The 21,689-nt window shown below is 70.5% G+C and carries 20 protein-coding genes and 2 tRNA genes; 12 read left to right on the top strand and 10 right to left on the bottom strand.

From position 1 onward, the window contains the following. Positions 1–210: 210 nt before the first annotated feature. Both leuD and leuC read right to left on the bottom strand, forming a co-directional pair. Positions 211–810: a 3-isopropylmalate dehydratase small subunit gene (gene leuD / locus HZF19_RS08640; protein WP_208028368.1), complete on the bottom strand. Its 600-nt coding sequence runs from the start codon at positions 808–810 to the stop codon at positions 211–213. Positions 811–840: 30 nt separating this feature from the next. Beyond that, positions 841–2,247 carry a 3-isopropylmalate dehydratase large subunit gene (gene leuC, locus HZF19_RS08645; RefSeq protein WP_208028369.1) on the bottom strand — a complete coding sequence of 469 codons (1,407 nt, stop codon included), beginning with the start codon at positions 2,245–2,247 and terminating at the stop codon, positions 841–843. Between the two features lie 106 nt (positions 2,248–2,353). Between leuC and HZF19_RS08650 the strand changes: the two genes are divergently transcribed. Next, positions 2,354–2,989, top strand: a complete 636-nt coding sequence (locus tag HZF19_RS08650) for an IclR family transcriptional regulator (RefSeq protein ID WP_307781177.1) — start codon at positions 2,354–2,356, stop codon at positions 2,987–2,989. 15 nt (positions 2,990–3,004) lie between these two features. After that, entirely contained in the window at positions 3,005–4,576 is a 1,572-nt protein-coding gene (locus tag HZF19_RS08655; protein ID WP_208028371.1) for a Ppx/GppA phosphatase family protein, read from the top strand. Here HZF19_RS08655 and HZF19_RS08660 read toward each other — a convergent pair. The 3 genes from HZF19_RS08660 to HZF19_RS08670 form a co-directional block, all read right to left on the bottom strand. Next, the gene (locus HZF19_RS08660) at positions 4,476–5,417 is read right to left on the bottom strand and encodes an alpha/beta fold hydrolase (RefSeq protein ID WP_208028372.1); all 942 of its coding nucleotides are present in this window, start codon (positions 5,415–5,417) and stop codon (positions 4,476–4,478) included. The two genes, HZF19_RS08655 and HZF19_RS08660, sit on opposite strands and share 101 nt — an antisense overlap. 27 nt (positions 5,418–5,444) lie before the next feature. Then, positions 5,445–5,915, bottom strand: coding sequence for a GreA/GreB family elongation factor (locus HZF19_RS08665; protein WP_208028373.1), 471 nt, complete (start codon positions 5,913–5,915; stop codon positions 5,445–5,447). A gap of 90 nt (positions 5,916–6,005) precedes the next feature. Continuing rightward, positions 6,006–6,734 (bottom strand): hypothetical protein, encoded by a 729-nt coding sequence (locus HZF19_RS08670; protein ID WP_208028374.1) that lies wholly within the window; start codon positions 6,732–6,734, stop codon positions 6,006–6,008. 263 nt (positions 6,735–6,997) lie between these two features. Between HZF19_RS08670 and HZF19_RS08675 the strand changes: the two genes are divergently transcribed. The 5 genes from HZF19_RS08675 to HZF19_RS08695 are packed head-to-tail and all read left to right on the top strand — an operon-like array spanning position 6,998 to position 11,794. After that, positions 6,998–7,978, top strand: coding sequence for a 3-isopropylmalate dehydrogenase (locus tag HZF19_RS08675; protein WP_208028375.1), 981 nt, complete (start codon positions 6,998–7,000; stop codon positions 7,976–7,978). A 15-nt stretch (positions 7,979–7,993) separates the two neighbouring features. Next, complete coding sequence (locus HZF19_RS08680; RefSeq protein ID WP_208028376.1) at positions 7,994–8,908, top strand: branched-chain amino acid transaminase; 915 nt, start codon at positions 7,994–7,996, stop codon at positions 8,906–8,908. Further along, positions 8,901–10,544, top strand: a complete 1,644-nt coding sequence (gene cimA, locus HZF19_RS08685; RefSeq protein ID WP_208028377.1) for a citramalate synthase — start codon at positions 8,901–8,903, stop codon at positions 10,542–10,544. Before HZF19_RS08680 ends, cimA begins: the two co-directional genes overlap by 8 nt. Positions 10,545–10,564: 20 nt before the next feature. Continuing rightward, entirely contained in the window at positions 10,565–11,233 is a 669-nt protein-coding gene (locus tag HZF19_RS08690; protein WP_208028378.1) for a hypothetical protein, read from the top strand. Between the two features lie 9 nt (positions 11,234–11,242). Next, the gene (locus HZF19_RS08695; RefSeq protein ID WP_208028379.1) at positions 11,243–11,794 is read left to right on the top strand and encodes a hypothetical protein; all 552 of its coding nucleotides are present in this window, start codon (positions 11,243–11,245) and stop codon (positions 11,792–11,794) included. Positions 11,795–11,810: 16 nt separating this feature from the next. Here HZF19_RS08695 and HZF19_RS17120 read toward each other — a convergent pair whose 3' ends face one another. After that, a complete protein-coding gene (locus tag HZF19_RS17120; protein WP_208028380.1) occupies positions 11,811–12,659 on the bottom strand; it encodes a L,D-transpeptidase in 849 nt (282 codons plus the stop codon). 43 nt (positions 12,660–12,702) lie between these two features. Between HZF19_RS17120 and gltX the strand changes: the two genes are divergently transcribed. From gltX to HZF19_RS08725, 5 genes are all read left to right on the top strand, one after another. After that, the gene (gene gltX, locus HZF19_RS08705) at positions 12,703–14,115 is read left to right on the top strand and encodes a glutamate--tRNA ligase (RefSeq protein WP_208028381.1); all 1,413 of its coding nucleotides are present in this window, start codon (positions 12,703–12,705) and stop codon (positions 14,113–14,115) included. A gap of 14 nt (positions 14,116–14,129) precedes the next feature. Next, the gene (locus tag HZF19_RS08710; protein ID WP_208028382.1) at positions 14,130–14,723 is read left to right on the top strand and encodes a YdcF family protein; all 594 of its coding nucleotides are present in this window, start codon (positions 14,130–14,132) and stop codon (positions 14,721–14,723) included. 75 nt (positions 14,724–14,798) lie between these two features. Beyond that, positions 14,799–14,870, top strand: a tRNA-Gln gene (locus HZF19_RS08715). 186 nt (positions 14,871–15,056) lie between these two features. Next, positions 15,057–15,129 (top strand) — tRNA-Glu (locus tag HZF19_RS08720). 106 nt (positions 15,130–15,235) lie between these two features. Then, entirely contained in the window at positions 15,236–15,607 is a 372-nt protein-coding gene (locus HZF19_RS08725; RefSeq protein WP_208028383.1) for a hypothetical protein, read from the top strand. Positions 15,608–15,620: 13 nt separating this feature from the next. Here HZF19_RS08725 and HZF19_RS08730 read toward each other — a convergent pair whose 3' ends face one another. From HZF19_RS08730 to HZF19_RS08745, 4 genes are read right to left on the bottom strand one after another with little or no spacing between them, the layout of a single operon-like run. Next, complete coding sequence (locus HZF19_RS08730; protein ID WP_208028384.1) at positions 15,621–17,201, bottom strand: amidohydrolase family protein; 1,581 nt, start codon at positions 17,199–17,201, stop codon at positions 15,621–15,623. A 51-nt stretch (positions 17,202–17,252) separates the two neighbouring features. After that, on the bottom strand, positions 17,253–18,713 hold the full coding sequence (locus HZF19_RS08735; RefSeq protein ID WP_208028385.1) for an extracellular solute-binding protein: 1,461 nt from the start codon (positions 18,711–18,713) through the stop codon (positions 17,253–17,255). Position 18,714: 1 nt separating this feature from the next. After that, positions 18,715–20,187, bottom strand: a complete 1,473-nt coding sequence (locus HZF19_RS08740; protein ID WP_208028386.1) for an extracellular solute-binding protein — start codon at positions 20,185–20,187, stop codon at positions 18,715–18,717. 7 nt (positions 20,188–20,194) lie between these two features. Next, the gene (locus tag HZF19_RS08745) at positions 20,195–21,670 is read right to left on the bottom strand and encodes an extracellular solute-binding protein (RefSeq protein WP_208028387.1); all 1,476 of its coding nucleotides are present in this window, start codon (positions 21,668–21,670) and stop codon (positions 20,195–20,197) included. Positions 21,671–21,689: the final 19 nt, after the last annotated feature.

Genomic DNA, 21,689 nt, shown 5'->3' on the forward strand with positions numbered 1-21,689 from the left:
ACCCACCATCCGGCACGCCTCGGACACGTTACCGAGCTCCTCAGCCAGCTCGAGCACACGCCGGCGCCGCTGATAGATGATCTCTGTCGGGGTCATGGTGATGGACTCCTCTGGGTCAGTGGAACGAACCACGGGTCCATCACCACCCCCACACCAACGAGGGCGGTGTCAACTCAACCCCCGGACAGGACGAGCTAGCTCCTGCCGGCCTCACCGGCCGGCGACGGACGGGAGCCAGCTCGGGCGTGCGGCTTCGAAGGCCGCGATGTCCGCCTCGTGCTGGAGGGTGATCCCGATGTCGTCGAGGCCTCGCAGGAAGCGGTCCCGGGTGGCGTGGTCGAGGGGAAAGGTGGCCTCGATGCCGGCCTCGGGAGCGGCGATGGTCCTGGCAGCGACGTCGATGGTGATCTCCAGCGCGGGGTCGGCCTGCACGGCCCGCATCAGCTGGTCGGCCACCTCCGCGTCGACCTGCACGGGGACGAGGCCGTTCTTGGTGCAGTTGTTGCGGAAGATATCGGCGAAGCGGGGGGAGACCACGGCCCGGAAGCCGTAGTCCATGATCGCCCACACCGCGTGCTCCCGGGAGGAGCCGGTGCCGAAGTTGGGGCCGGCCAGCAGGATGCTGGCCCCCGCGTGGTGCGGTTGGTTCAACACGAAATCCGGGTCGTCGCGCCACTCGGAGAACAGGCCGGCGCCGAAACCGGTGCGCTCCACCCGCTTGAGCCAGTCGCTCGGGATGATCTGATCGGTGTCGACGTCGGAGCGATCAAGTGGCACCGCGGTGCCGGTGACGACGGTGACGGGTTCCATCGGTGCGTTCCTTTCGGTCCGGTTCTCGGCTCAGTCCAGGTCGTCCGGGGTGGCGATGGTGCCGGCGATCGCCGTGGCCGCCGCGACCGCCGGGGACACCAGATGGGTCCGCCCGCCCCGACCCTGCCGCCCTTCGAAGTTGCGGTTGCTGGTGGAGGCGGCTCGTTCGCCGGGCGCGAGCTTGTCGGGGTTCATCGCCAGGCACATGGAGCAGCCGGGCTCGCGCCAGTCGAATCCCGCGGCCCGGAAGATCTCGTGCAGGCCCTCCCGCTCGGCCTGGTGCTTCACCGCGAACGACCCGGGCACGACCATGGCCCGCAGGCCGTCCCGGACCCGCCGCCCCTCCACGACCGCGGCCGCGGCGCGCAGGTCCTCGATCCGGCTGTTGGTGCACGAGCCGATGAAGACCGTGTCGACCGGGATCTCCCGCATGGGCGTGCCCGGGGTGAGCCCCATGTAGTCGAGGGCCCGGTTGGCGGCTTCGCGCTGGCTGGGCTCGGTGAAGCTGTCGGGATCGGGCACCGTGGCCGTGATCTCCACCACCTGCGAGGGGTTGGTGCCCCACGAGACGAACGGCACCAGCGACGAGGCGTCGAGCTCCACGGTCTTGTCGAACGTCGCGCCCTCGTCGGTGGGCAGGCTGCGCCAGTGGTCGAGCGCGGCCTCCCACTGCTTGCCCCGCGGGGCGAACCGGCGGCCCTCGAGGTAGGCGAAGGTGGTGTCGTCCGGGGCGACCAGCCCCGCTCGGGCACCGGCCTCGATCGACATGTTGCACACCGTCATCCGTCCCTCCATCGACAGGCCCCGGATCGCCGAGCCGCGGTACTCGATGATCGAGCCGATGCCACCGTGGGTGCCGATGCGCCCGATGATGGCCAGGATGATGTCCTTGGCCGTGACCCCCGGGGGCAGCTCGCCGTCGACGGTGACGCTCATGGTGCCCGGCCGGAGCTGGGGGAGGGTCTGGGTGGCCAGCACGTGCTCTACCTCGCTGGTGCCGATGCCGAAGGCCAGGGCTCCGAAGGCGCCGTGGGTCGAGGTGTGGCTGTCCCCGCAGACGATGGTCATGCCCGGCTGCGTGAGGCCCTGCTCGGGGCCGATGACGTGGACGATGCCCTGGCCGGGGTCGCCCATCGGGTACTCGGTGATGCCGAACTCGGCGCAGTTGGCCCGAAGCACCTCGACCTGCTTGCGCGACACCGGGTCGGCGATCGGCCGGTCGATGTCGGCGGTGGGGACGTTGTGGTCCTCGGTGGCCACCGTGAGGTCGGGGCGGCGGACCCGGCGGCCCGCCAGACGCAGGCCGTCGAAGGCTTGGGGAGAGGTGACTTCGTGCACCAGGTGCAGGTCGATGTAGAGGAGGTCGGGCTCCCCCTCGGCCCGGCGGACCACGTGCTGGTCCCAGATCTTGTCGCTCAACGTGCGGGGTGTGGCCATGCGCTCCCCTCCGGGCTCGGATGTCTGGTGGCGTGCTGCCGGACATCTCCAAGTATCTCAGGATATGAGACGCTAATCTCGTAATGTGGAAGCCAGTCTAAGCGGCGTGGGTGTCATCGACAAGGCGGTGGCGGTGCTCGCCGCCCTCGAGAGCGGCCCCCGCTCGCTCACCGGCCTGGTGGAGGCCAGCGGCCTGCCCCGCGCCACCGCCCACCGCCTCGCCGTCGCCTTGGAGGTGCACGGGCTGGTGCGACGCGACGAGGAGGGCCGGTTCGCGCTCGGGGTGCGCCTGGTGTCCCTCGGCCGGGCCGCGGCGGAAGCCATCCCCCTCGCTCGGGCGGCGGGCCCCGCGCTGAGCGAGTTACGGGATCGCACCGGTGAGAGCGTGCAGCTCTACGTGCGGGAAGGTGACCGCCGGGTCTGCATCGCGGCCCTCGAGTCACCCCACGGGTTGCGGACCATCGTCCCCATGGGGGCGTCGCTCCCCCTCGGGGTGGGGTCCGCGGGGCGGGTGCTCGCGGATGAACGGGAAGGTGCCAAGCCCTGGGTGGCTAGCGTCGGCGAGCGGGAGGCGGGCGTGGCCTCGGTGAGCGCGGCGGTGCGCGATCTCGACGGGCGGGTGGTCGCGGCGGTGAGCGTGTCAGGCCCGATCGAGCGCACCACCCGCCGCCCGGGTCGCAAGTACGGGGACGCGGTCGCCGCGGCCGCCAGGCGGATCGAGCGGTCGGCCGGGTTGGCCTAGCTACCCTGGCGCACGGTGACCCAGCACCTGGCGGCCATCGACATCGGAACCAACTCGATCCACCTCGTGGTGGCCCGGTTCGGGGAGGGCACCCAGTTCGAGGTGGTCGCCCGGGAGAAGGAGATGGTGCGCCTCGGGTCCGGGCCGGGGGACCTGAAGCAGCTCCAGCCGGACTCGATCGAGCGGGGCATCGAGACGCTGCGCCGCTTCCGTCGGATCGCCGACATCTCCGGGGCGAAGGTGTACGCGGTGGCCACCAGCGCGGTGCGCGAGGCGCACAACGCGCACGTCTTCCTGGATCGGGCCCGGCAGGAGGCCGGCATCGAGGTCGAGATCGTCTCGGGTGTGGAGGAGGCGAGGCTCATCCACCTGGGGGTCCTGCAGGCCTTGGCCGTCTACGACCGGCGGCTGGTCCTGATCGACATCGGCGGCGGCAGCACCGAGGTGCTGGTCGGCGAGCGGGGCGAGACGCTCACGGCCGCCAGCCTGAAGCTGGGCGCGATCCGGCTGACCCGGCGGTTCTTCCGGACCGAGCGCCTGCACCCTGGCGCGGTCGACTCCTGCCGGCGCTACGTCCGCTCCAACCTGGTCCCCGTGGCCCGGGAGGTGAGGCGGCTGGGCTTCGAGCTCGCGGTGGGCAGTTCCGGGACGATCCAGACCGTGGCGGCGATGGCCAACGCGGCGCGCGGGGAGCCGGCCCCCAGGACCTTCAACGGCTTCGAGCTGGGGCGCAGCGAGGTCGTCGCCGCGGTGGAAGCCCTCATCGCCGCCGACACGGTCGGGCAGCGCCGCCGCCTGGCGGGCGTGGACCCGGCCCGAGCCGACATCCTCCTCGCCGGTGCCATCATCCTCGAGCAGGTGACCGGCGAACTGGGCATCGAGCGGTTGACCGTCTCCGACTACGCGCTGCGGGAAGGGGTGCTGCTCGACGCGCTGGCCCGTGAGCGAGGCGGCGCCCTCCATCACCTCCAAGACCTCCGCCGCCGCAGTGTGATGCATCTCCTGGAGCTGATGGACGACGACCCCGAGCACTCCCGCCGCGCCGCGCGGCTGGCTCTCTCGCTGTTCGACCAGACGCGCCGCTGGCACGGGCTCGGTGACGCGGCCCGTGAGCTGCTCGAGGCGGGCACGCTGCTCGCCAACGTGGGCCTGTTCGTCTCCCACAGCGGGCACCACAAACACAGCTACTACGTCATCCGGAACTCCGATCATCTCTCGGGGTTCACCGACCATGAGATCGAGCTCATCGCCCTGATCGCCCGCTACCACCGCAAGAGCGCTCCCAAAGCCAAGCACCGGGAGTTCGCCGCGCTGCGTCCCAGCGACCAGGGGCTGGTGCGGGTGGCGGCGGCGCTCAGTCGGGTGGGCATCGCGCTGGACCGGACCCGCTCGGGCCTGGTGGAGGCGGTCGAGGTCCGCGAGGATGGCGACGAGATCGTGATCGAGGCCCGGCCCACAGACTCGGCGGACCTCACGCTCGAGCTGTTCACCGCTGGCGAGCGGGCGCCTCTCCTGGCCGAGGTGCTGGGTCGCCCGGTGCGGGTGACGGCGCCGGAGCGGCCCCCGGCCGCCTCCCTGTCAGCCTGACGGCCACGCTGTCGAGCGCGTCGAGCAGGGCCGGGACGAAGCGCTCCGGGGCGGTGGCGCACACGTCGTGGCCACCGTCCACCGGGTGCACCGTGGCCCCGGGGATGGCGGCGGCGAGCTTGCGCTGGCGCACTGGCGGCACCACCAGGTCGTGCTCGGTGAGCACCACCGCCGTGGGCACGTCGACCTCACCGATCCACGCCCGGGAGCTGAACTGCCCGATGGCCCGGCCCGCTTCCACGAGGTGGCGCAGGCTGTTGTGCCGAGCTTCCCGGCGCGCCCAGCGGCCGAGCTCGGAGTCGTCGTAGCGGCTGACGAGCACCCGGTCGGTGACCCGGCGGTGCAGCCGGGCCGGCGCGGCCCGGGCCACGAAAGACAGCCCGGTGACCACCCCGCGGAACGCTCGGTCCCCGGCACCTACTCCGACGAAGTTGCGCCCGGTGGCACACAGCACCAGGCCTGACACCAGCTCGCGGTGCCGCCGCCACAGGAGCTGGGCGATGGGCCCGCCCATCGAGTAGCCGACGGCGATCACCGGCCCGAGCCCGAGTGCCTTCAACAGCGCGGCGGCGTCGTCGGCGCAGTCCTCGAGGGTGAAGGGCTCGTCGCTACGGATGCCGTGGCCATGGCCCCGGTGATCGATGGCCACCACGCCGTAGCGCTCGCCGATGGGACCGAACGACGAGTACCAGTTCAGCGCGGAGGTGGCCGTCCAGCCGTGGAGCAACAGAACCGTGGGCGATCCCCCCGGCCCTTCGACCCGCCGGTAGAACGTGGTGCCACGGCCCTCGAGGTCGATGTACCGGCCGCCGGGGAGGTCGCCGGGAGGGAACGGACTCACGGGTTCGGGGCGTGGCCGTCGAGGGGGTCAGCCCTCGATGTCGACGACCTCGACCTTGAGCCGCCCGCCGGGTGCCTCGAAGTCGACCACGTCACCGACGCTGGCGCCGATGAGGGCCTGCCCGAGCGGCGAGCCCGGCGAGATGACGTGCTCGACCTCGTCGTGGCGCTCCTCGATGGACCCGAGGAGGTAACGCTCGGGCTCATCGTCGCCCTCGTAGCAGATCGACACGATCGACCCGGCCCGCACGACGTCCGATGCGCCTGCCTCCACGATCTCGGCATGTTCGAGCAGCGCCTGGAGGTGGCGGATGCGGGCCTCCATCTTGCCTTGCTCCTCCTTGGCGGCGTGGTAGTCGCCGTTCTCGGAGAGGTCGCCGAGCTCGCGTGCCGCTTGGATCTTGCGGGCGATCTCGGTACGGCCGTGGGTGGTCAGCTCCTCCAGCTCGGCGGTGAGCCGCTCGAAGGTGGCTTGCGAGAGGTGATGCGTCTCTGGCACGAGGGAGATGGTAGCGATCGCCCGGCGAACCCGGTCGGGCGCGTCCGGCCGCGGCGCCAAGTGCTCGTGGTCGATCACCGCCAGCGGTGCTCAGTGCTCATGGTCGATCACCGCCATGTCGGTGGCGAACGGCCCGTCGGGGTGCTCGCGCATCCAGACGTGGATCATCTCCGGGGTCCGGTCCGTCATGAGGAAGCCGTCGGGGCACACCCCGTCGGCGGGGTAGTAGGGCAGCAGCCCGTTCGGGTACATGCACTGCTCGCGCCCGTCCGGCCAGGGATGGAAGTGCCACACGGTGGCCGGCCCGCCGATCTGCGGCCCTTTGGCGGTGTTGTCCGCGGCGAGGAACATCAGCGCCGCCACCTTGCCCTCCCGGTCGAGCATGATCATCTCGGGCTTGGCCGGGTCGAGCACCGCCCCGTCCTCGACGTACGCCACGTTCACCAGGTGGCCGAGCTGCTCCCAGGGCACGTAGCCCGCGGCCAGGACGTCCGCCTCGTTCACCAGGTGGGCGTTGGCGGCCCGGGTTTCGGCCACGAATGCGTCCGCGGCGGCTTTCTGCTCCGGGGTGGGGGTGGTGCCGAAGGGCCAGTCGGACACCTCGATCGCCAGCTCCCGCCCGCCGATCAGCATCGTGCGGGCGTACCGGCCATCAGGGGTGCGCCAGTCGCCGACCGTGAGCAGCCCACCCTGGGTGGGCGCGGTGGTGGCCGGCGAGCGGGCGGCAACGGGCTCCGCGGGGTCGTTCGTGCAGCCGGCCACGGTGAGCGCCGCCGCCACCAGGGTGGCGGCACCGGCCCGACCGAACCATCTTCGCATGGGGGCTCGCCGCCGGTGGACCACCGAGCGAGCCTAGCAACGACCCCGCGCGGCGTTGGGTCACGGGGTCATCCGGGTTGACGATGGTGCCGACGCCCAGCACACTGGTGCCCAGTGTCAGCCCGACAGAACGCCGTAATCATCATCGAGTAGCGCACGCCGCCTCGCGGTGTGCGCGTCGACCGTCCACTTCGGTGGGCGGTTTTCTCGTTCTGGGGCAACTTCGTATCGCATTCGTATCGCAGCGGACGGCAGGAGAACTCGTGAGCCACACCATCGGGGTCATCGGCGGCGACGGCATCGGGCCGGAAGTGATCGCGGAGGCGTTGAAGGTCGTCGCCGCCGCGGGGGTCAAGCTCGACACGGTCGACTACCAGCTGGGTGGCGCCCGCTACCTCACCGACGGCGTCATCCTCCCCGACGAGGTGATCGAGGAGTGGCGGGACCTCGACGCGCTGTTGCTCGGTGCGGTGGGCACCCCCGACGTGCCACCCGGGGTCATCGAGCGGGGGCTGCTGCTCAAGATGCGCTTCGAGCTCGATCTCTACGTGAACCAGCGGCCGTTCACCGCGCCCGATGGCTCCCACGATTTCGTGGTGATCCGTGAGAACACCGAGGGCACCTACGCGGGTGAGGGCGGCTTCCTGCGCAAGGGCACCCCGCACGAGATCGCCACCCAGGGGTCGGTCAACACCCGCTTCGGGGTGGAGCGCTGTGTGCGGTACGCGTTCGAGCTGGCAGCCACCCGGGAGCGCAAGCACCTGACCCTGGTGCACAAGACCAACGTGCTCACCTTCGCCGGCGACCTGTGGGAGCGCACCTTCAACGAAGTGGCCGCCGAGCACCCCGAGGTCACCACGGCCTACAACCACGTGGACGCGGCCTGCATCTACTTCGTCGAGTCGCCGGAGCGCTACGACGTGATCGTCACCGACAACCTCTTCGGTGACATCCTCACCGACCTGGGTGGGGCGGTGTCGGGTGGCATCGGCTTCGCCGCGTCAGGCAACCTCAACCCCGATCGCACCGGCCCGTCGATGTTCGAGCCCGTACACGGTTCCGCGCCCGACATCGCCGGCCAGCAGAAGGCCAATCCCATCGCCGCCATCCTGTCGGCGGCGATGATGCTCGAGTTCCTGGGCGAGGCCGACGCCGCGACCCGGATCCGCAAAGCCTGCGCCGATGTCTCGGCGCTCGACGCGTCCACCTCGGAGATCGGCGACGCGGTCGCCAGCCGAGTCTGAACAGGGAGACCCACCATGCCCATCACCCCCACCGACAAGATCTGGTTCAACGGCGCGCTCATCCCCTGGGACGAGGCGCGCATCCACGTGCTGACCCACTCGCTGCACTACGGCATGGGGGTGTTCGAGGGCATCCGGGCTTACGAGACCGACCGGGGCCCTGCGGTGTTCCGGCTGACCGAGCACATGGAGCGGCTCCACGACTCGGCCAAGATCATGATGATGCAGCTCCCCTACTCGGTCGATGAGCTGGTCGAAGCCACCAAGCTCACCGTCCGGGCGTCCGGGCTGCCGTCGTGCTACATCCGCCCGATCGCGTTCTACGGCTACGGCGAGATGGGTCTCAACACCCTGCCGTGTTCGGTGGATGTGGCGATCGCCTGCTGGCCCTGGGGCGCCTACCTGGGCGACGACGCGGTCACCAAGGGTGTGCGGATGAAGGTCTCGTCGTGGACCCGTCACGACCACAACTCGATGCCGCCGCTGGCCAAGACCACCGGCAACTACGTCAACTCGTCACTGGCCAAGGTGGAGGCGCTGAAGGCCGGCTACGACGAGGCGATCATGCTGAACCCGCTGGGCTTCGTGAGCGAGTGCACCGGCGAGAACATCTTCGTCGGGCGAGGTGGGGTGCTCATCACCCCGCCCACCTCCGCGGGCGCCCTGCGGGGCATCACCCAGGATTCGGTCATGACCATCGCCGCGGACCTCGGCTTCGAGGTCCGGGTGGACGACGTCTCCCGCAGCGACCTCTACGTGGCCGAGGAGCTGTTCGTGTGCGGCACGGCAGCCGAGGTGAGCGCGGTGAACTCCGTGGACGACCGGCCGATCCCTTGCCCGGGGCCGATGACCACGGCCATCGCGGACGAGTACGCCCGCACGGTGCGAGGCAAGGTCGATCGCTACAAGGACTGGCTGGAACATGTCTGACACGGCAGACGGCGACGCACGGCGGCCACCCGGCACCCCGACCAAGGTCGACATCTTCGACACCACCCTCCGGGACGGCGCGCAGTTCGAGGGCATCTCGCTCACCGTCGAGGACAAGCTGCGCATCGCCGAGCAGCTCGACTGGCTGGGGGTGCGCTGGATCGAGGGCGGCTACCCGCAGGCGAACCCCAAGGACGCCGAGTTCTTCCGCCGGGCACCGACCGAGCTCCACCTCGAGGTCGCCGAGTTGGTGGCGTTCGGCTCGACCCGCCGGCCGGCGGGCAAGGTCGACCGGGACCCGACGCTCGAGGCCCTGGTGGCGGCGGGCACCGAGACCGTGTGCATCGTGGGCAAGAGCTGGGACTTCCACGTCACCGAGGCGTTGCGAACCACCCTCGACGAGGGCGTGGCCATGGTCCGCGAGTCGGTGGCGTTCCTGAAGGCCGCGGGGCTGCGGGTCTTCTTCGATGCCGAGCACTTCTTCGACGGCTACCGGCACAATCCCGAGTACGCGCTACGGGTGCTCGAGGCGGCCGCCACCGCGGATGCCGACTGCCTGGTGCTGTGCGACACGAATGGCGGGTCGCTCCCGCACGAGGTCCAGCAGGTGACGGCCGAGGTGGTGTCGCACTTCGGGGACGTGCCGATCGGCATCCACACCCAGAACGACAGCGGTTGCGCGGTGGCGAACTCGATCGCCGCGGTCATCGGCGGAGCCGTGCAGGTGCAGGGCACGGTGAACGGCTACGGGGAGCGCACGGGCAACGCGAACCTGATGACGGTCATCCCGGATCTCACCCTCAAGCTGGGTATCGAGACGTTGCCGCCGGGCCGTCTCGAGCGACTGACACTGGTCAGCCATCACGTGGCGGAGCTGGTGAACCTGCCGCCGCAGCCGGCCGACCCGTTCGTCGGTGCCTCCGCGTTCGCGCACAAGGGTGGCCTGCACACCTCCGCGCTGGGCCGGGCGGGTGGGGCGACCTACGAGCACGTCGACCCCGAGCTGGTCGGCAACCACACCCGGGTGCTGGTGTCCGACCTCGGCGGCCGGGCGGGTATGGCCATCAAGGCCAAGGAGTTGGGCGTGGAGCTCGACGATCAGGCGGTGGCGGTCCTCAGCGACCAGCTCAAGCAGCTCGAGTCACGCGGCTGGCTGTTCGAGGCCGCGGACGCGTCCCTGAAGCTGCTGATGCTGCGGGCCGCAGGCTGGACGCAGGACTTCTTCCGGGTCGAGGCGTACCGGGTCTCGAGCTACCACCGGGAAGGCCCCGCGAAGCCCGAAGGTGGGGTGGAGGTCAGCGTGGAGGCCACCATCAAGCTGTGGGTGGGCGACGAGCGCATCGCTGCGGTGGGGGAGGGCAACGGGCCGGTCAACGCCCTCGACGTGGCATTGCGCCAGGCGCTCGACGGGCGCTACCCGGCGCTCGAGCGCATCCACCTCACGGACTTCAAGGTCCGGGTGCTCGACGGCGTGGCCGCCACCGGCTCGGTGGTGCGGGTGCTGATCGACTCCACCGACGGCGATCAGAGCTGGACCACGGTCGGCGTGTCGGAGAACATCATCGAGGCGTCCTGGCAGGCGCTGGTGGACTCGATCGTGTACGGGTTGCTGCACACCCGGGCCCACGACGGCTGATCAGCGGTGGCCGCTGAGCCGTGAACCTCATCGGCCACCTGGTGGTCGGTCTGCGGCTCGCCGGGGTGGGGCCCGCCCACGACGTGGCCCTCGGAGTCATGCTGCCGGATCTCGGGTCGATGGCCGGGCTGCGCGCCGACCGGTCGGGCCTGCCGGCAGCGGTGGCCGAGGGGGTCCGACTCCACCATCTGACCGACGCCGCCTTCCACGGCCAGCCCTGGTTCGTGCACGCCGTCACTGTCGACCGGCAGGCGTTGCAGGAGGCGGGCTTGCCCCGGGGCGCGGCCCGAGCGTGCGCGCACGTCGGGTTCGAGTTGCTGCTCGACGGGCTGCTGCTCGAGGAGCGCTCGGTCGCCGAGTCGGTCGGGGTGGCGCTCGACGCGCTGGCCGCCGAGCGTCTCGGGGCGGGAGCCGGTGGCGAGCCCGATCGGTGGGAGGATCTGTTCCGCCGGCTGCGGGATTCCCGCCGGCTCACCGACTCGTACTCGACACCCGAGGGTGTGGCCCATCGGCTGCGGTGGGTCCTGGCCCGCCGGCCGCGCCTCGCTCTCGAGCAGGCACGCCTGGATCCGCTGGTGGAGCGGCTGCAGGCCCGGCGGGCCCGGTTGGAGGCGGTGGCGCCGGTGCTCGTGGAGGCGGTGGTCGAGCGCGCCAGGGCGGGTTCGGGAGCGCCCGGGTGTCCGACCTAGGCTCGGTGCATGGCCGCCCCCGAGTACGTGCCCAAGCGCAAGGACGAGAAGCCCCGCAGCTACGAGTCGCCCCCGTGGCGGGCCGAGCCGTGGCTGGCCGACCGCCCGGCCGAACTCCACGGTCCCCAGCCGAAGGGCCCCCGCCTCGGCTACCAGGGACCCGATCAGGGCTACGCCCTGAAGCTGGCCCGCCGCTTCGAGGGCAAGCTGGTGCTCACCCCCGGGGAGGACGAAGCCGACGCCATCGCCGGGTGCGTAGCGATCGCCACCAAGCGGGCATCGCTGCTCGGCCGGGCACCGGTGATCCACGACCTCACCGTGGCCTTCACCATCTGGGGGTTCCTGGAGGAGGCCGACCCCGAGCTGGTGCGGCTACGCAAGCGGTACTTCGAGGGCATCGCCCAGCCACACCACTACAGCGAACGGCGGCGCGTCGCCGACGTGGTGCCGGCGAGCACGCTGCTGCTGCCGCCCGACGAGCTGCGGCGCATCGCCGAGAGCGACCCCCGGCGGGAGAAGCTGCTGCGCCGCCGGCCGACGGGCGAGGCGGACGCGGCCTGACCGTGGCGGCTGCGGGTCACGCCATGATGTCGATCGGCGTGCCCGGGGGCAGCACCTGCGCCAGCAGGTCGATGACGTCGTTCGGCACGCGGACACACCCGTTCGATGCCTTCGACCCGATCAGCTGGGGTTGGTTGGTGCCGTGGAAGGCGATCACCGGCAGCCCACCGTCGAAGAGGTCGAGCCGCTCGGAGTAGGCGTTGGTGGCCAGGATCCACGGGCCGTACGCACCGCCGGCGTTGCGTTGGGGGATCTTCTCGCCGATGTACACCCGCCCCACCGGAGTGGGGCTGGTGTCCCGCCCGATCACCACCTGGGTCTGAGCGATCAGCTCCTCGCCGTTCCACACCTTCAGGGTGAAGTCGGACAGCGTCAGGGTGCCGTGGAACTCGTGCTCGCCCAAGGTGACGTCCGAGGCCCGGACCCATCCCTGCTGCCCGTTGGGTCGGGTCGGGATCATGACCCTCAGCCAGTCGCCGCGGTTCTCGGTGACCACCATGGTGAGGGGGTTGCCGTAGAAGGTGGGGTTGGTGAACGCCCACCCGCTCGCGGTCTTGCGGGCGCCGGCAGAGTTGAAGCCCGGACGGGGAATGGGCCGCACACCGGCCGGCTCGACGGCGGGCGGCGGCGGTGGCGGGGGCGCAGCGCTCGGATCGCCGGGCCAGTCGGCGAAGACCTCCAGCTCGGGCACCTGCGCGGTGGCGGTCTGGGTGCGATAGCTGGGCGCCGGCGCGGTGGTGGTCGTCGACGATTCGGGCGGGGGCGGGGTGGGCTCCTCGGCGGCCCGGGACGAGCTGCAGGCCGAGACGAGCAGCAGCGCGATCGCCACGGCGAGCGCCCTCGATCGCAGGGTCGGTTCGCGCACGGCCGCTCATCGTACCGAGAGGGTGGCCGGTAGCATCGGCAGGGTGACCCGTGCTCCCGTCCGTGTCCGATTCGCGCCCGCGCCCACCGGCTACCTCCACATCGGCGGCGCTCGCACCGCGCTGTTCAACTGGCTGTTCGCCCGCCAGCAAGGTGGTGAGCTGAAGCTGCGCATCGAGGACACCGACGCGGAGCGCAGCAAGCGGGAGCTGATCGAGATCATCTACCGGGCGCTGGAGTGGCTCGGCATCGACTGGGACGGCGAGCCGGTCCACCAGTCCGATCGGGCCGAGCTGTACCGGGAGGCCACCGAGAAGCTGCTGGCGAGCGGCCACGCGTACTGGTGCAGCTGCACACCCGAGGAGGTGAAGGCCAGAGCCGAGGCGCGCGGTGGCAAGCCCGGCTACGACGGCCACTGCCGCGACCGCGGGCTGGGCCCGGGGTCGCGGCACGTCGTGCGGTTCCGCACCCCCGACGAGGGAACGACCGCCTTCGACGACGTGATCAGGGGGCACATCTCTTTCGAGAACCACGATCTCGAGGACTTCGTGATCGTGCGCTCCAACGGTGTGCCGATGTTCCTGGTGGCCAACGCGGTCGACGACGCGGAGATGGGCATCACCCACGTCATCCGGGGCGAGGACCTGATCAACGTGACCCCCAAGGTGCTGTTGCTGCGGCAGGCGCTCGGTATCGGCGAGGTGCCGGTGTTCGCCCATCTTCCGCTGATCGTCAACGAGCGCCGCCAGAAGCTCTCCAAGCGTCGCGACGACGTTTCGGTGGGTGACTACATCGAGCGGGGATACCTCCCCGAGGCGATGGCGAACTACCTGGCCACCCTCGGGTGGGGCCCGCCCGACGGGGTCGAGATCCGCCCGATGGTGGAGATCATCGAGCTGTTCGACCTGGCCAGCGTGAACAAGGCCAGCGCCTTCTTCGACCTGAAGAAGCTCGACCACTTCAACGGGGAGTACATCCGGGCGTTGACCACCACCGAGTTCGTCAACCGCTCGACCCACTGGGTCACCGGTGGGCGGGCGGCATGGCCCGCGGAGCGGTTCGACGCATCGGTGTTCGAGCGGCTGGCGCCCGAGGTGCAGACCCGGGTCACCAAGCTCGACGAGGTCCCGTCCTATGTGGCGTTCGCGTTCGTGGACACCCCGCCCTTCGACGAGGACTCCTGGCAGAAGGCGATGGCGAAGAACCCCGAGCAGGCGGCTGCAATGCTGGATGCCGTCATCGGCGCGTACGCCGATCTGCCCTGGGAAGCGGAAGCACTCATGGCCGCCATCGCGGATCACGGCAGCCGGCTGGGTTTGCCGAAGAAGCAGTGGCAGGCCCCGGTGCGGGTGGCGCTCACCGGGCGCACGGTGGGCCTCCCGCTCGGGCTCATCCTGGAGGTGCTCGGACGGGACGAGACCCTCCGCCGACTGAGAGCGGCCCGCGACCGGCTCTGAGCAGGGTGCGGCCCGTGCTGCGCTGGACGGTGCGCATCGCCCTCGGCCTGCTGGCCGCGCTCGTGGTCTACGTCGGGGTGACGTTCGGTCAGGTGTGGTGGGCGTCGCGCCAGGACCACCGGCGCCCATCGAGCGCCATCATCGTGATGGGTGCCGCGCAGTGGGACGGCCGTCCCTCACCGGTGCTGCGAGCCCGGCTCGACCATGCGGCCGAGCTGTGGGAGCAGGGTCTGGCCGGGCACATCATCGTCACCGGGGGAAAGCAGCAGGGCGATCGGGTCACCCAGGGGTTCGCCGGCTACGACTACCTGCGGGGCAAGGGGGTGCCCGAGGAGGTGTTGAAGGTCGAGGTCGAGGGTCGGGACTCCTACCAGGAGCTGTCGGCTTCCGCAGCGATCGTCCGCTCCGCCGGGCTGGAGCCGGAGGTGCTGGTGGTGACCGACCCCTACCACGCGCTGCGGGCCAGCCAGATCGCGCACGAGGTGGGCCTCGAGGCCGCGGTGTCGCCCACCGCCTCACCGTCGTCCATGTCGGCCCTCGGCCGGGAGACCGTGGCGGTGTCGATCGGCCGGCTCATCGGGTACCGCCGGCTGTCCAACCTGGGGTGATGGGGGCGGGGTGCGGCCTCGGGCGCGGAGGATTCGGCCCACCGACCGGGAACCGGTACGATGACCGCTCGCCCTTCGGGGGTGGTGTAATCGGCAACACAACAGGTTCTGGCCCTGTCATTGGGGGTTCGAGTCCTCCCCCCCGAGCAAGCTGGTGATGAGCGGAGCCCCAGGTCACCTGCCTGGGGCTCCTCGCTTCTCCCGTCTCGCGTCTGTTCATGGATCCGCGGTCGGAGGCCGCGGATCCATGAACGGAACATGGGCGGATGGGGCTCCGGGGGTGGATGGGCTTTGGGGGCCCTCGCCGGCGACCGCTAGAGTGGGCCGGTTCCCGCCCCGTTCGTCTAGCGGCCTAGGACACCGGCCTCTCACGCCGGCAACACGGGTTCGAATCCCGTACGGGGTGCTCTCGGCATCGACCTCGAACGCTTCTGGCGGTGGGCTCGGCGGTGGATCACCACACTGGCCTGCTCCCAGCGACTGTGGCAGGCGTCACTGCTATCGTCGCTGTGATGGGAATCGCCAGTTGGCACGCCCGCCGGCGCGGTTGGCGCCTCACGCCGGGACCCCCCGATGACGGGTTCCTCGCCCCGCCCCGCTCGCCGACCGAGCCAGTGGGATCGACCGGGCCACTCGCCGTCCCCGTGCCGGTCGCGGAGCCGGCGGAGCGGGAACAAGGTGCCGGCCTCGAGTCGTGCCAGGGTCGCGTCTCGGCGCCAGGCATGATCGCCGACGTGGCGAGCAAGCCGGTGGAGCTCGGCGACCTGCTGTCGATGTGGCCCGCGGTCCAGACGGTCGCTCACACGGACGGCACCGACAGCGAGGAGCTGTCGCGGCTGCTCTTCCCTGATCACCCCCGGGTGAACGCCGCCCGGCGCCCGTAGCGGTCCCGCCCGCTCAGGTCGACTGCGCGGTGATCGGCCGGCCCGGGCGGACATCCTTGCGGAGCCCTGCGCGGTCCTTGACCACCTGACCGGCGACGATCACGTACTCGATGCCCACTGAGGGCTTCGCGGGATCGTCGATGGTCGCCCGGTCGGCGACGGTGGCCGGATCGAACACCGTGACATCCGCATCCGCCCCGATCTGCAACCGGCCCTTGCGCCGCATCGCCGGCACACGGGTCTCGAGTCGCCGAGCGGGGAGGATGGTCATCTTGGCCAGGGCGTCGGTGAGGGTGAGCACAGCCTCGTCGCGCGCGTAGCGGCCGAGCGTACGGCTGAAGGCCCCCGAGCAGCGAGGATGGTTGTTGTCGCCCTCCTCGAGGATCGCGTCGCTGCCGATCATCACCCAGGGGGTGGCGAGCGCCAGGCGCAGGTCCGACTCGGGGATGGCGTGCGCGGCCACCAGCCTGTTCTCCGCCCGGTAGCGGCGGAAGCTGTCCTCCGTCAGGCGCTCACCGGTGCCGGGCAGTTCGAGATCGCCGTAGCTGATGCGGAAGCGCTCCTGCCAGCCGTCCGCGAACCGGGCGGAGGCGAGGGTCGTGGCCCAGAAGTCGTAGGGGTACACGCAGGCGGAGACGTCGACGCCTCGGGAGCGAGCCTCGTCGAGGCGGGCCAGGGCTTCCTCCATGACGTGGGTGGTCATGGACGTGATGTGGTCGACGTGCACCGCGGCGCCGGTGCGCTCCGCGACGGCCAGCAGCTCGTCGATCGCCGCCAGGCTGCCCTCCTGGGGGGTGCCGGGCCAGGAGTAGCGGATGTGGGAGAACACCGGCATGCCGTGCTCCGCGGCCACCCCCGCCAGTGCGGCGATCTCCTCGGTGGTGACCCACGGAGTGTACTCGGGCTCCACGTCGAGCCCGATCCAGCCGTCGGCGAAGCCCTCCGCCAGCGCTCGTTCCAGAAGCTGGATCTGTGCCGGAGTAGCCGCTTTCGTGGGGAGCTTCGCTTCGACGTCACGCATGTGCGGGTTGTCGAACGCGCCGCCGTAGTGCACCGGGGGCCGCTGGCTGTCCCTCCCGTAGAACTCGAAGAAGCCCTTCGCGGTGTTGTTGATGCCGTGCATGCCGAGGTTGGTGGTCACCCCGTCGGCCACCTTGTTCCAGACCCCGTACGGGTTCGGCTCGTAGCTCAACACGTCGATGAAGCCCGGTGCGACCACCAGCCCCGTGGCGTCGAGTACCTCGGTGCCGACCAGTGGCTCGGTGGAGATGGCTCGGATGCGGTCGCCGTCGATGCCGACGTCGGCCACGGCGTCGAAGCCACTCGCGGGATCGACCACCCGCCCGCCGGAGATGACGAGGGCGAAGGTGTGCCCCGGTGGGGGCGGCGGGTCGGCTCCGTCGATCGCCGGGGGGTCGGGCGGTGTGTGTTCCCCGGTGACCTCCAACCGGACCCGGTCGCTGCCGGGTCCCCCGCCCCCGGGCAAGCCTCGCAGTAGCACCACGTTCGCGGCCGCGAACCCGCCCACCAACAGGAGCTTGCGCCGAGTCGGGTCGGCCGGCTGCGCCGGGTGTTCCGGCGGCGGGTCGGGCACGTCGAGCGAATCTAGCGGGGCGGCTGCGGCAGGCGGACCCGGAGGTCGTGGTCAGAAGGCCGTGTCGTTGTACCGGGTGATCGCGGCGTCGATCTCCTGCTGAGCCTGGTCGAGCGACTGCTGCGGTGAACGGCCGCCGAAGATGAGCGCGTCCTGGCTCTTGCGGACCGCTTCCCGGAACTCGTAGTACGGGCCGATCAGCGGCCCGGGGAAGCTGGGATCGATGTCGGCGATCTCGTCGTTGGCGATCTTCAACCAGCGCCCCGACAGGCTGCCCGAGTAGAACGAGCGGACCTCGGGGAGGTCGTTCGCGGCTTTCACGTAGGGCAGGTAGGACCCGGCGGTGAGCATCACGGCCTGTGACTCGGGGGTGTTCATGAACTTCATGAAGTCCCACGCTGCCGCCTTGACCGGATCGGGCACGGTGGCGATGAGGTACCAGGCCGCGCCACCCATCTGGGTCTTGCCGACAGCACCGGCATCGAGTGCGGGGAGTGCCCCCGCGCCGATGTCCAGCCCGCTGAGCTGGCTGGGGTCGAACCCGTCCGCGCCGATCCGGGACGGATCGAGGTTGCCGCCGAGGAATGCTTCCACCGAGGTGGCCGCGGAGGAGCTCTCCACCATCATCGACGCCTGGCGGTTCGCCATCGCCAGGTACTGGTCGATCTGGCCGGCGACCGACGGCACCGGGTTGAGCAGCCCGTCGGCGTTCATCTGCTGGAACCAGGTGTACAGCTCGAGGGCCTGCGGGTTGCCGGCCAGGGTGCCCGCGGTGGTCTCGCCCCCGCCGCGGCCGTTGTCGTTGTCGACCACGGCGGAACGAGCTCCGGTGAGCCAGAACTCCGTCTTCCACGATGAGAACTCGTGTACCAGGGGTCGGTCGACCACCCCCGCGGCCTTGATCTTCTGCGCGTACTCGCGGACCTCGGCCAGCGTCGAGGGGGTGCGGTCCGGGTCGAGTCCCGCGGCCCGGAAATGGTCGCGGTTGTAGAAGAACAAGACGTTGCCGAGGTTCGCCGACGCCGGCCAGAGAACGCCGTCGATCGTGTAGTAGCTCTTGGCCGTCTCCACGAAGCCGCCGGTGTCATAGCCCTCGGCATCGATGCAGGACTGCGCTGGCAGCACGACGCCGCTGTCGGCCATCGACTGGGTGAAGGTGTCGTCGACCATGATCAGCGCGGGGAGCTGGCGCGACGGCACCGCGGCGGCGAACTTGCGCTGGATCTCCTCGTAGCTCGTGCCCTGGTTCTCGAGCCGGACCCGCACCTTGTTCTGCGAGGTGTTGTAGCGCTGGACGAGCTGCTGCAGCGCGTCGAGGGGCCGGGCCTGCTGGGTGTGCCACACCACCACCTCGACCGGGCCGGTGGCCGTGTCGAGCGCCTCGACCGGGCAGGGGGGCAGCCCGTCGCTGGCGGACCCCTGGCTGGTGTTGTTGCCGCCGCCGCCGCCGCACCCGGACGCCACCAGCGCCGCGAGCGCCAGGATCGCGATCCACCGTCTTGGCGTGCTCATGTCAGAAGCCCTCCTCCTGGTAGCGCTCAAGGGCCGTAGTGGTCGCTGATGCTGCGACACGGACCGCGTCCGCGGGCGCGGCGCCCGCGAAGACCACCGAATCGATCGAGTTTCGGATCGCCGCTCGGAACTCGTCATAGGGACCGATCAGTGGACCTGGGAAGCGCGGGTCGACCCCGTTCAGCAGCTCGTCGTACGCGAGGGCGAGCCAGCGGCCCGAGGGGGTGGTGGACCACCGCTCGATCAGCGCCGGGTCGCGGGTTGCGGCCACGTTGAAAGGTAGGTAGCCGCCCTCGAGGTTCCAGCGAACCTGGCTCGGCACGGAGTTGACGAAGGTGATGAAGTCCCAGGCGGCGGCTTGCACCGCCGGTGCGGTTGTGTTGGTGATGTACCAGGCGCCCCCGCCCATCTGCAGGCGACCGGGCTGGCGGATGCCCGGGACGGCGGCGGCGCCGATGTCGAGGGCCTGCAGGTCGATGTCCGCCGGATCGCCGCCCCCGGGGACTCGCAGGTCGCCGCTGAGGAACGCCTCGATCGAGGTGGCGGCGGTGGAGGTCTCGATGGTCATCGAGGCGTTCTGCTGGGCCATGGCGAGGTAGTGGTCGATCTGGCCGGGGGTGTTGGGCACCACTCGGAGCAGGCCGTCGCGCACCATGTCCCGGATCCACGTGTACAGCTCGACCGTGGTGTCGGTGTCGAAGGCTGCTCGGGTGGTGGTGCCGTCGCCCCGGCCGTTGTCGTTGTCGACGATCGGCACTCCGGCACCGGTCAGCCACATCTCGATCAGGGGTGGCCCGAGGTTGAGCACCACCGGGGTGGCGACGACCCCGGCGTCCTTGATGTGCCGCGCGGTGTCCCGGAGCTCGGCCAGCGTGGCCGGAGTGTCGTTCACATCGAGGTTCGCCCGCCGGAAGTGGTTGCGGTTGTAGTAGAGCAGCGCACTGGAGAGGTTGAGCGAGGCGGGGTAGAGCGCGCCGTCGATCGTGTAGTAGTCGATGCCCGCTCCGAGGAAGTCGCTGGTGTCGTAGCCGGTGGCGTCGATGCAGGACTGCGCGGGGAGCACCGTGCCACTGTCCGCGATGGCGACGGTGACGGTGTCGTCGAGGATGGCGATGGCGGGTAGGTCGCGAGTACCGATGCCCGCCTGGTACTTACGCCATACCTCGTCGTTGTTGGTTCCCTGGCTTTCGATGCGCACCCGGACCTTGCTCTGCGCAGCGTTGTACCGGTCGGCAAGGGCCCGCAGGGTCTCGCCGGTCTTGGCTTGCAGGAAGGTCCACACCACCACTTCGACCGGCTCGGTGGCTTGGTCGAGCGCGCCCACCGGGCAGGCTGGGAGCGTTGATGTGGCGCCCCGCTCGTCGCCGTCCGTGCCAGCGCCGTTGTCTTCAGCCCCGCCGCCCCCGCCCCCGCAGGACGCGAGCAACAAGGCAACGACGAGGAGGGGAGCCCGTTTGCGGGTGGTGCGGGCCATGGTGTGCTCAGAAGTCCGTGTCGTTGTACTGCGCGAGGGCGGCGTTGATCTCCGACACCGCGGTGTCCATCGCGGTCTGGGGTTCGGTGCGCGAGAGCACCACCGAGTCGAAGGCTTTGCGGATCGCCGCCCGGAACCGGTCGTAGGGGCCGATGAGCGGGCCGGGAAAGTCCGGGTCGATCCCCGTGACCATCTCGTCGTAGGCGATGGCGAGCCAGCGGCCCGCCAGGTCGTCCCTCCAGAAGGCCCGGATCCGGGGATCGTCGGCGGCGGCTCGCAGCCACGGAAGGTACGAGCCCTCGAGGTGCCAGATGACCTGCTGGTCGAGCTGGTTCCACCATTTCATGAAGTCCCAGGCGCCGGCCTGCTCAGCGGGAGAGGAGGTCTTGAGCATGAAGAACGCATTGCCGCCGACCTGCGCCTTGCCGGCCTCGTCGACGCCGTAGACCGGCCCGGCGCCGATGTCGAGTGCGGCCAGGTCGACGTTGCCGGCGTCGACCCCGGCGGCAACGCTGGTGTCGCCACCTAGGAACGCCTTCACCGACGTGGCCGCCGTGGAGGTCTCGACCAGGATCGAGCCGTTCTGCTGAGCCATGGCCAGGTAGTGGTTCACCTGCCCGGGAGTGGCGGTCACGCCCTGGAGGAGCCCGGCGTCGTTGAGGTCCTTGACCCATTGGAGCACGGCGAGCGCCTCGGGACCGGCGAACGCGGCCTCCGTCGTCTCCCCGCCGCCACGACCGTTGTCGTTGTTGACCAGCGGCACGCCACTCCCGGTCAGTTGGGTCTCCAGGAACCACGAGTCGAGCTTGAGGACCACCGGGCGGTCGACCACGCCTGCCGCCTTGATCTTCTCGGCGTACTCCCGCACCTCGGCCAGCGTGGCCGGCGGCTTGTCCGGGTCGAGACCGGCACGGCGGAAGTGGTTCTTGTTGTAGTAGGTGAGGATGTCCGAGAGGCTGGCCGAGGCCGGGTAGAGGATGCCGTCGACCGAGAAGTAGTCGACCGCGGGCTTCACGAACGGGTCGGTGCTGAGGCCCTCGGCATCGAGGCACGACTGGGCGGGGAGCACCGTGCCGCTGTCGATCATGAACCGGGTCGTGGTCTCCTCGCTCACGATGATGTCTGGCAGGTCCCGAGGTGTGGGCAGCGTCGCTTCGAACTTGCGGAGCAGCTCCTCGTAGGAGGGCCCCTGGTTCTCCGCTCGTACCCGCACCCGGGACTGGGAGCCGTTGTACGCCTGGACCTGGGCTTGCAGCGTGGCTTCGGTCTTGGCGCTGAGCGCGTACCAGAGCACGACCTCCACCGGCTGGGTCGCGCCGTCGAGCGCGCCGACCGGACAGTCGGGCAGTTCACCTCGGGCTTGCGCGCCCGGGCTGGCCGGCGAGCCGCCGCTGCCGCCGTTGCTGCTGCACGCGCCGAGCACCAGCATCGTCGCCGCCAGCGAGGCGAGTGCGGTGATCCGGCGGGGTGGACGGGTGCGCATGGGACCTCCTCGTCGTGCT

This window comes from Rhabdothermincola sediminis (genome assembly GCF_014805525.1).
Taxonomy (GTDB): domain Bacteria; phylum Actinomycetota; class Acidimicrobiia; order Acidimicrobiales; family Acidimicrobilacustridaceae; genus Rhabdothermincola; species Rhabdothermincola sediminis.

What these genes read in the sequence shown, in the direction of transcription:
- leuD (WP_208028368.1), bottom strand. Translation starts at nt 810, where the DNA reads ATGGAACCCGTCACCGTCGTCACCGGCACCGCGGTGCCACTTGATCGC.
- leuC (WP_208028369.1), bottom strand. Translation starts at nt 2,247, where the DNA reads ATGGCCACACCCCGCACGTTGAGCGACAAGATCTGGGACCAGCACGTG.
- HZF19_RS08670 (WP_208028374.1), bottom strand. Translation starts at nt 6,734, where the DNA reads ATGCGAAGATGGTTCGGTCGGGCCGGTGCCGCCACCCTGGTGGCGGCG.
- HZF19_RS08680 (WP_208028376.1), top strand. Translation starts at nt 7,994, where the DNA reads ATGCCCATCACCCCCACCGACAAGATCTGGTTCAACGGCGCGCTCATC.
- cimA (WP_208028377.1), top strand. Translation starts at nt 8,901, where the DNA reads ATGTCTGACACGGCAGACGGCGACGCACGGCGGCCACCCGGCACCCCG.
- HZF19_RS08695 (WP_208028379.1), top strand. Translation starts at nt 11,243, where the DNA reads ATGGCCGCCCCCGAGTACGTGCCCAAGCGCAAGGACGAGAAGCCCCGC.
- HZF19_RS08725 (WP_208028383.1), top strand. Translation starts at nt 15,236, where the DNA reads ATGGGAATCGCCAGTTGGCACGCCCGCCGGCGCGGTTGGCGCCTCACG.
- HZF19_RS08735 (WP_208028385.1), bottom strand. Translation starts at nt 18,713, where the DNA reads ATGAGCACGCCAAGACGGTGGATCGCGATCCTGGCGCTCGCGGCGCTG.
- HZF19_RS08740 (WP_208028386.1), bottom strand. Translation starts at nt 20,187, where the DNA reads ATGGCCCGCACCACCCGCAAACGGGCTCCCCTCCTCGTCGTTGCCTTG.
- HZF19_RS08745 (WP_208028387.1), bottom strand. Translation starts at nt 21,670, where the DNA reads ATGCGCACCCGTCCACCCCGCCGGATCACCGCACTCGCCTCGCTGGCG.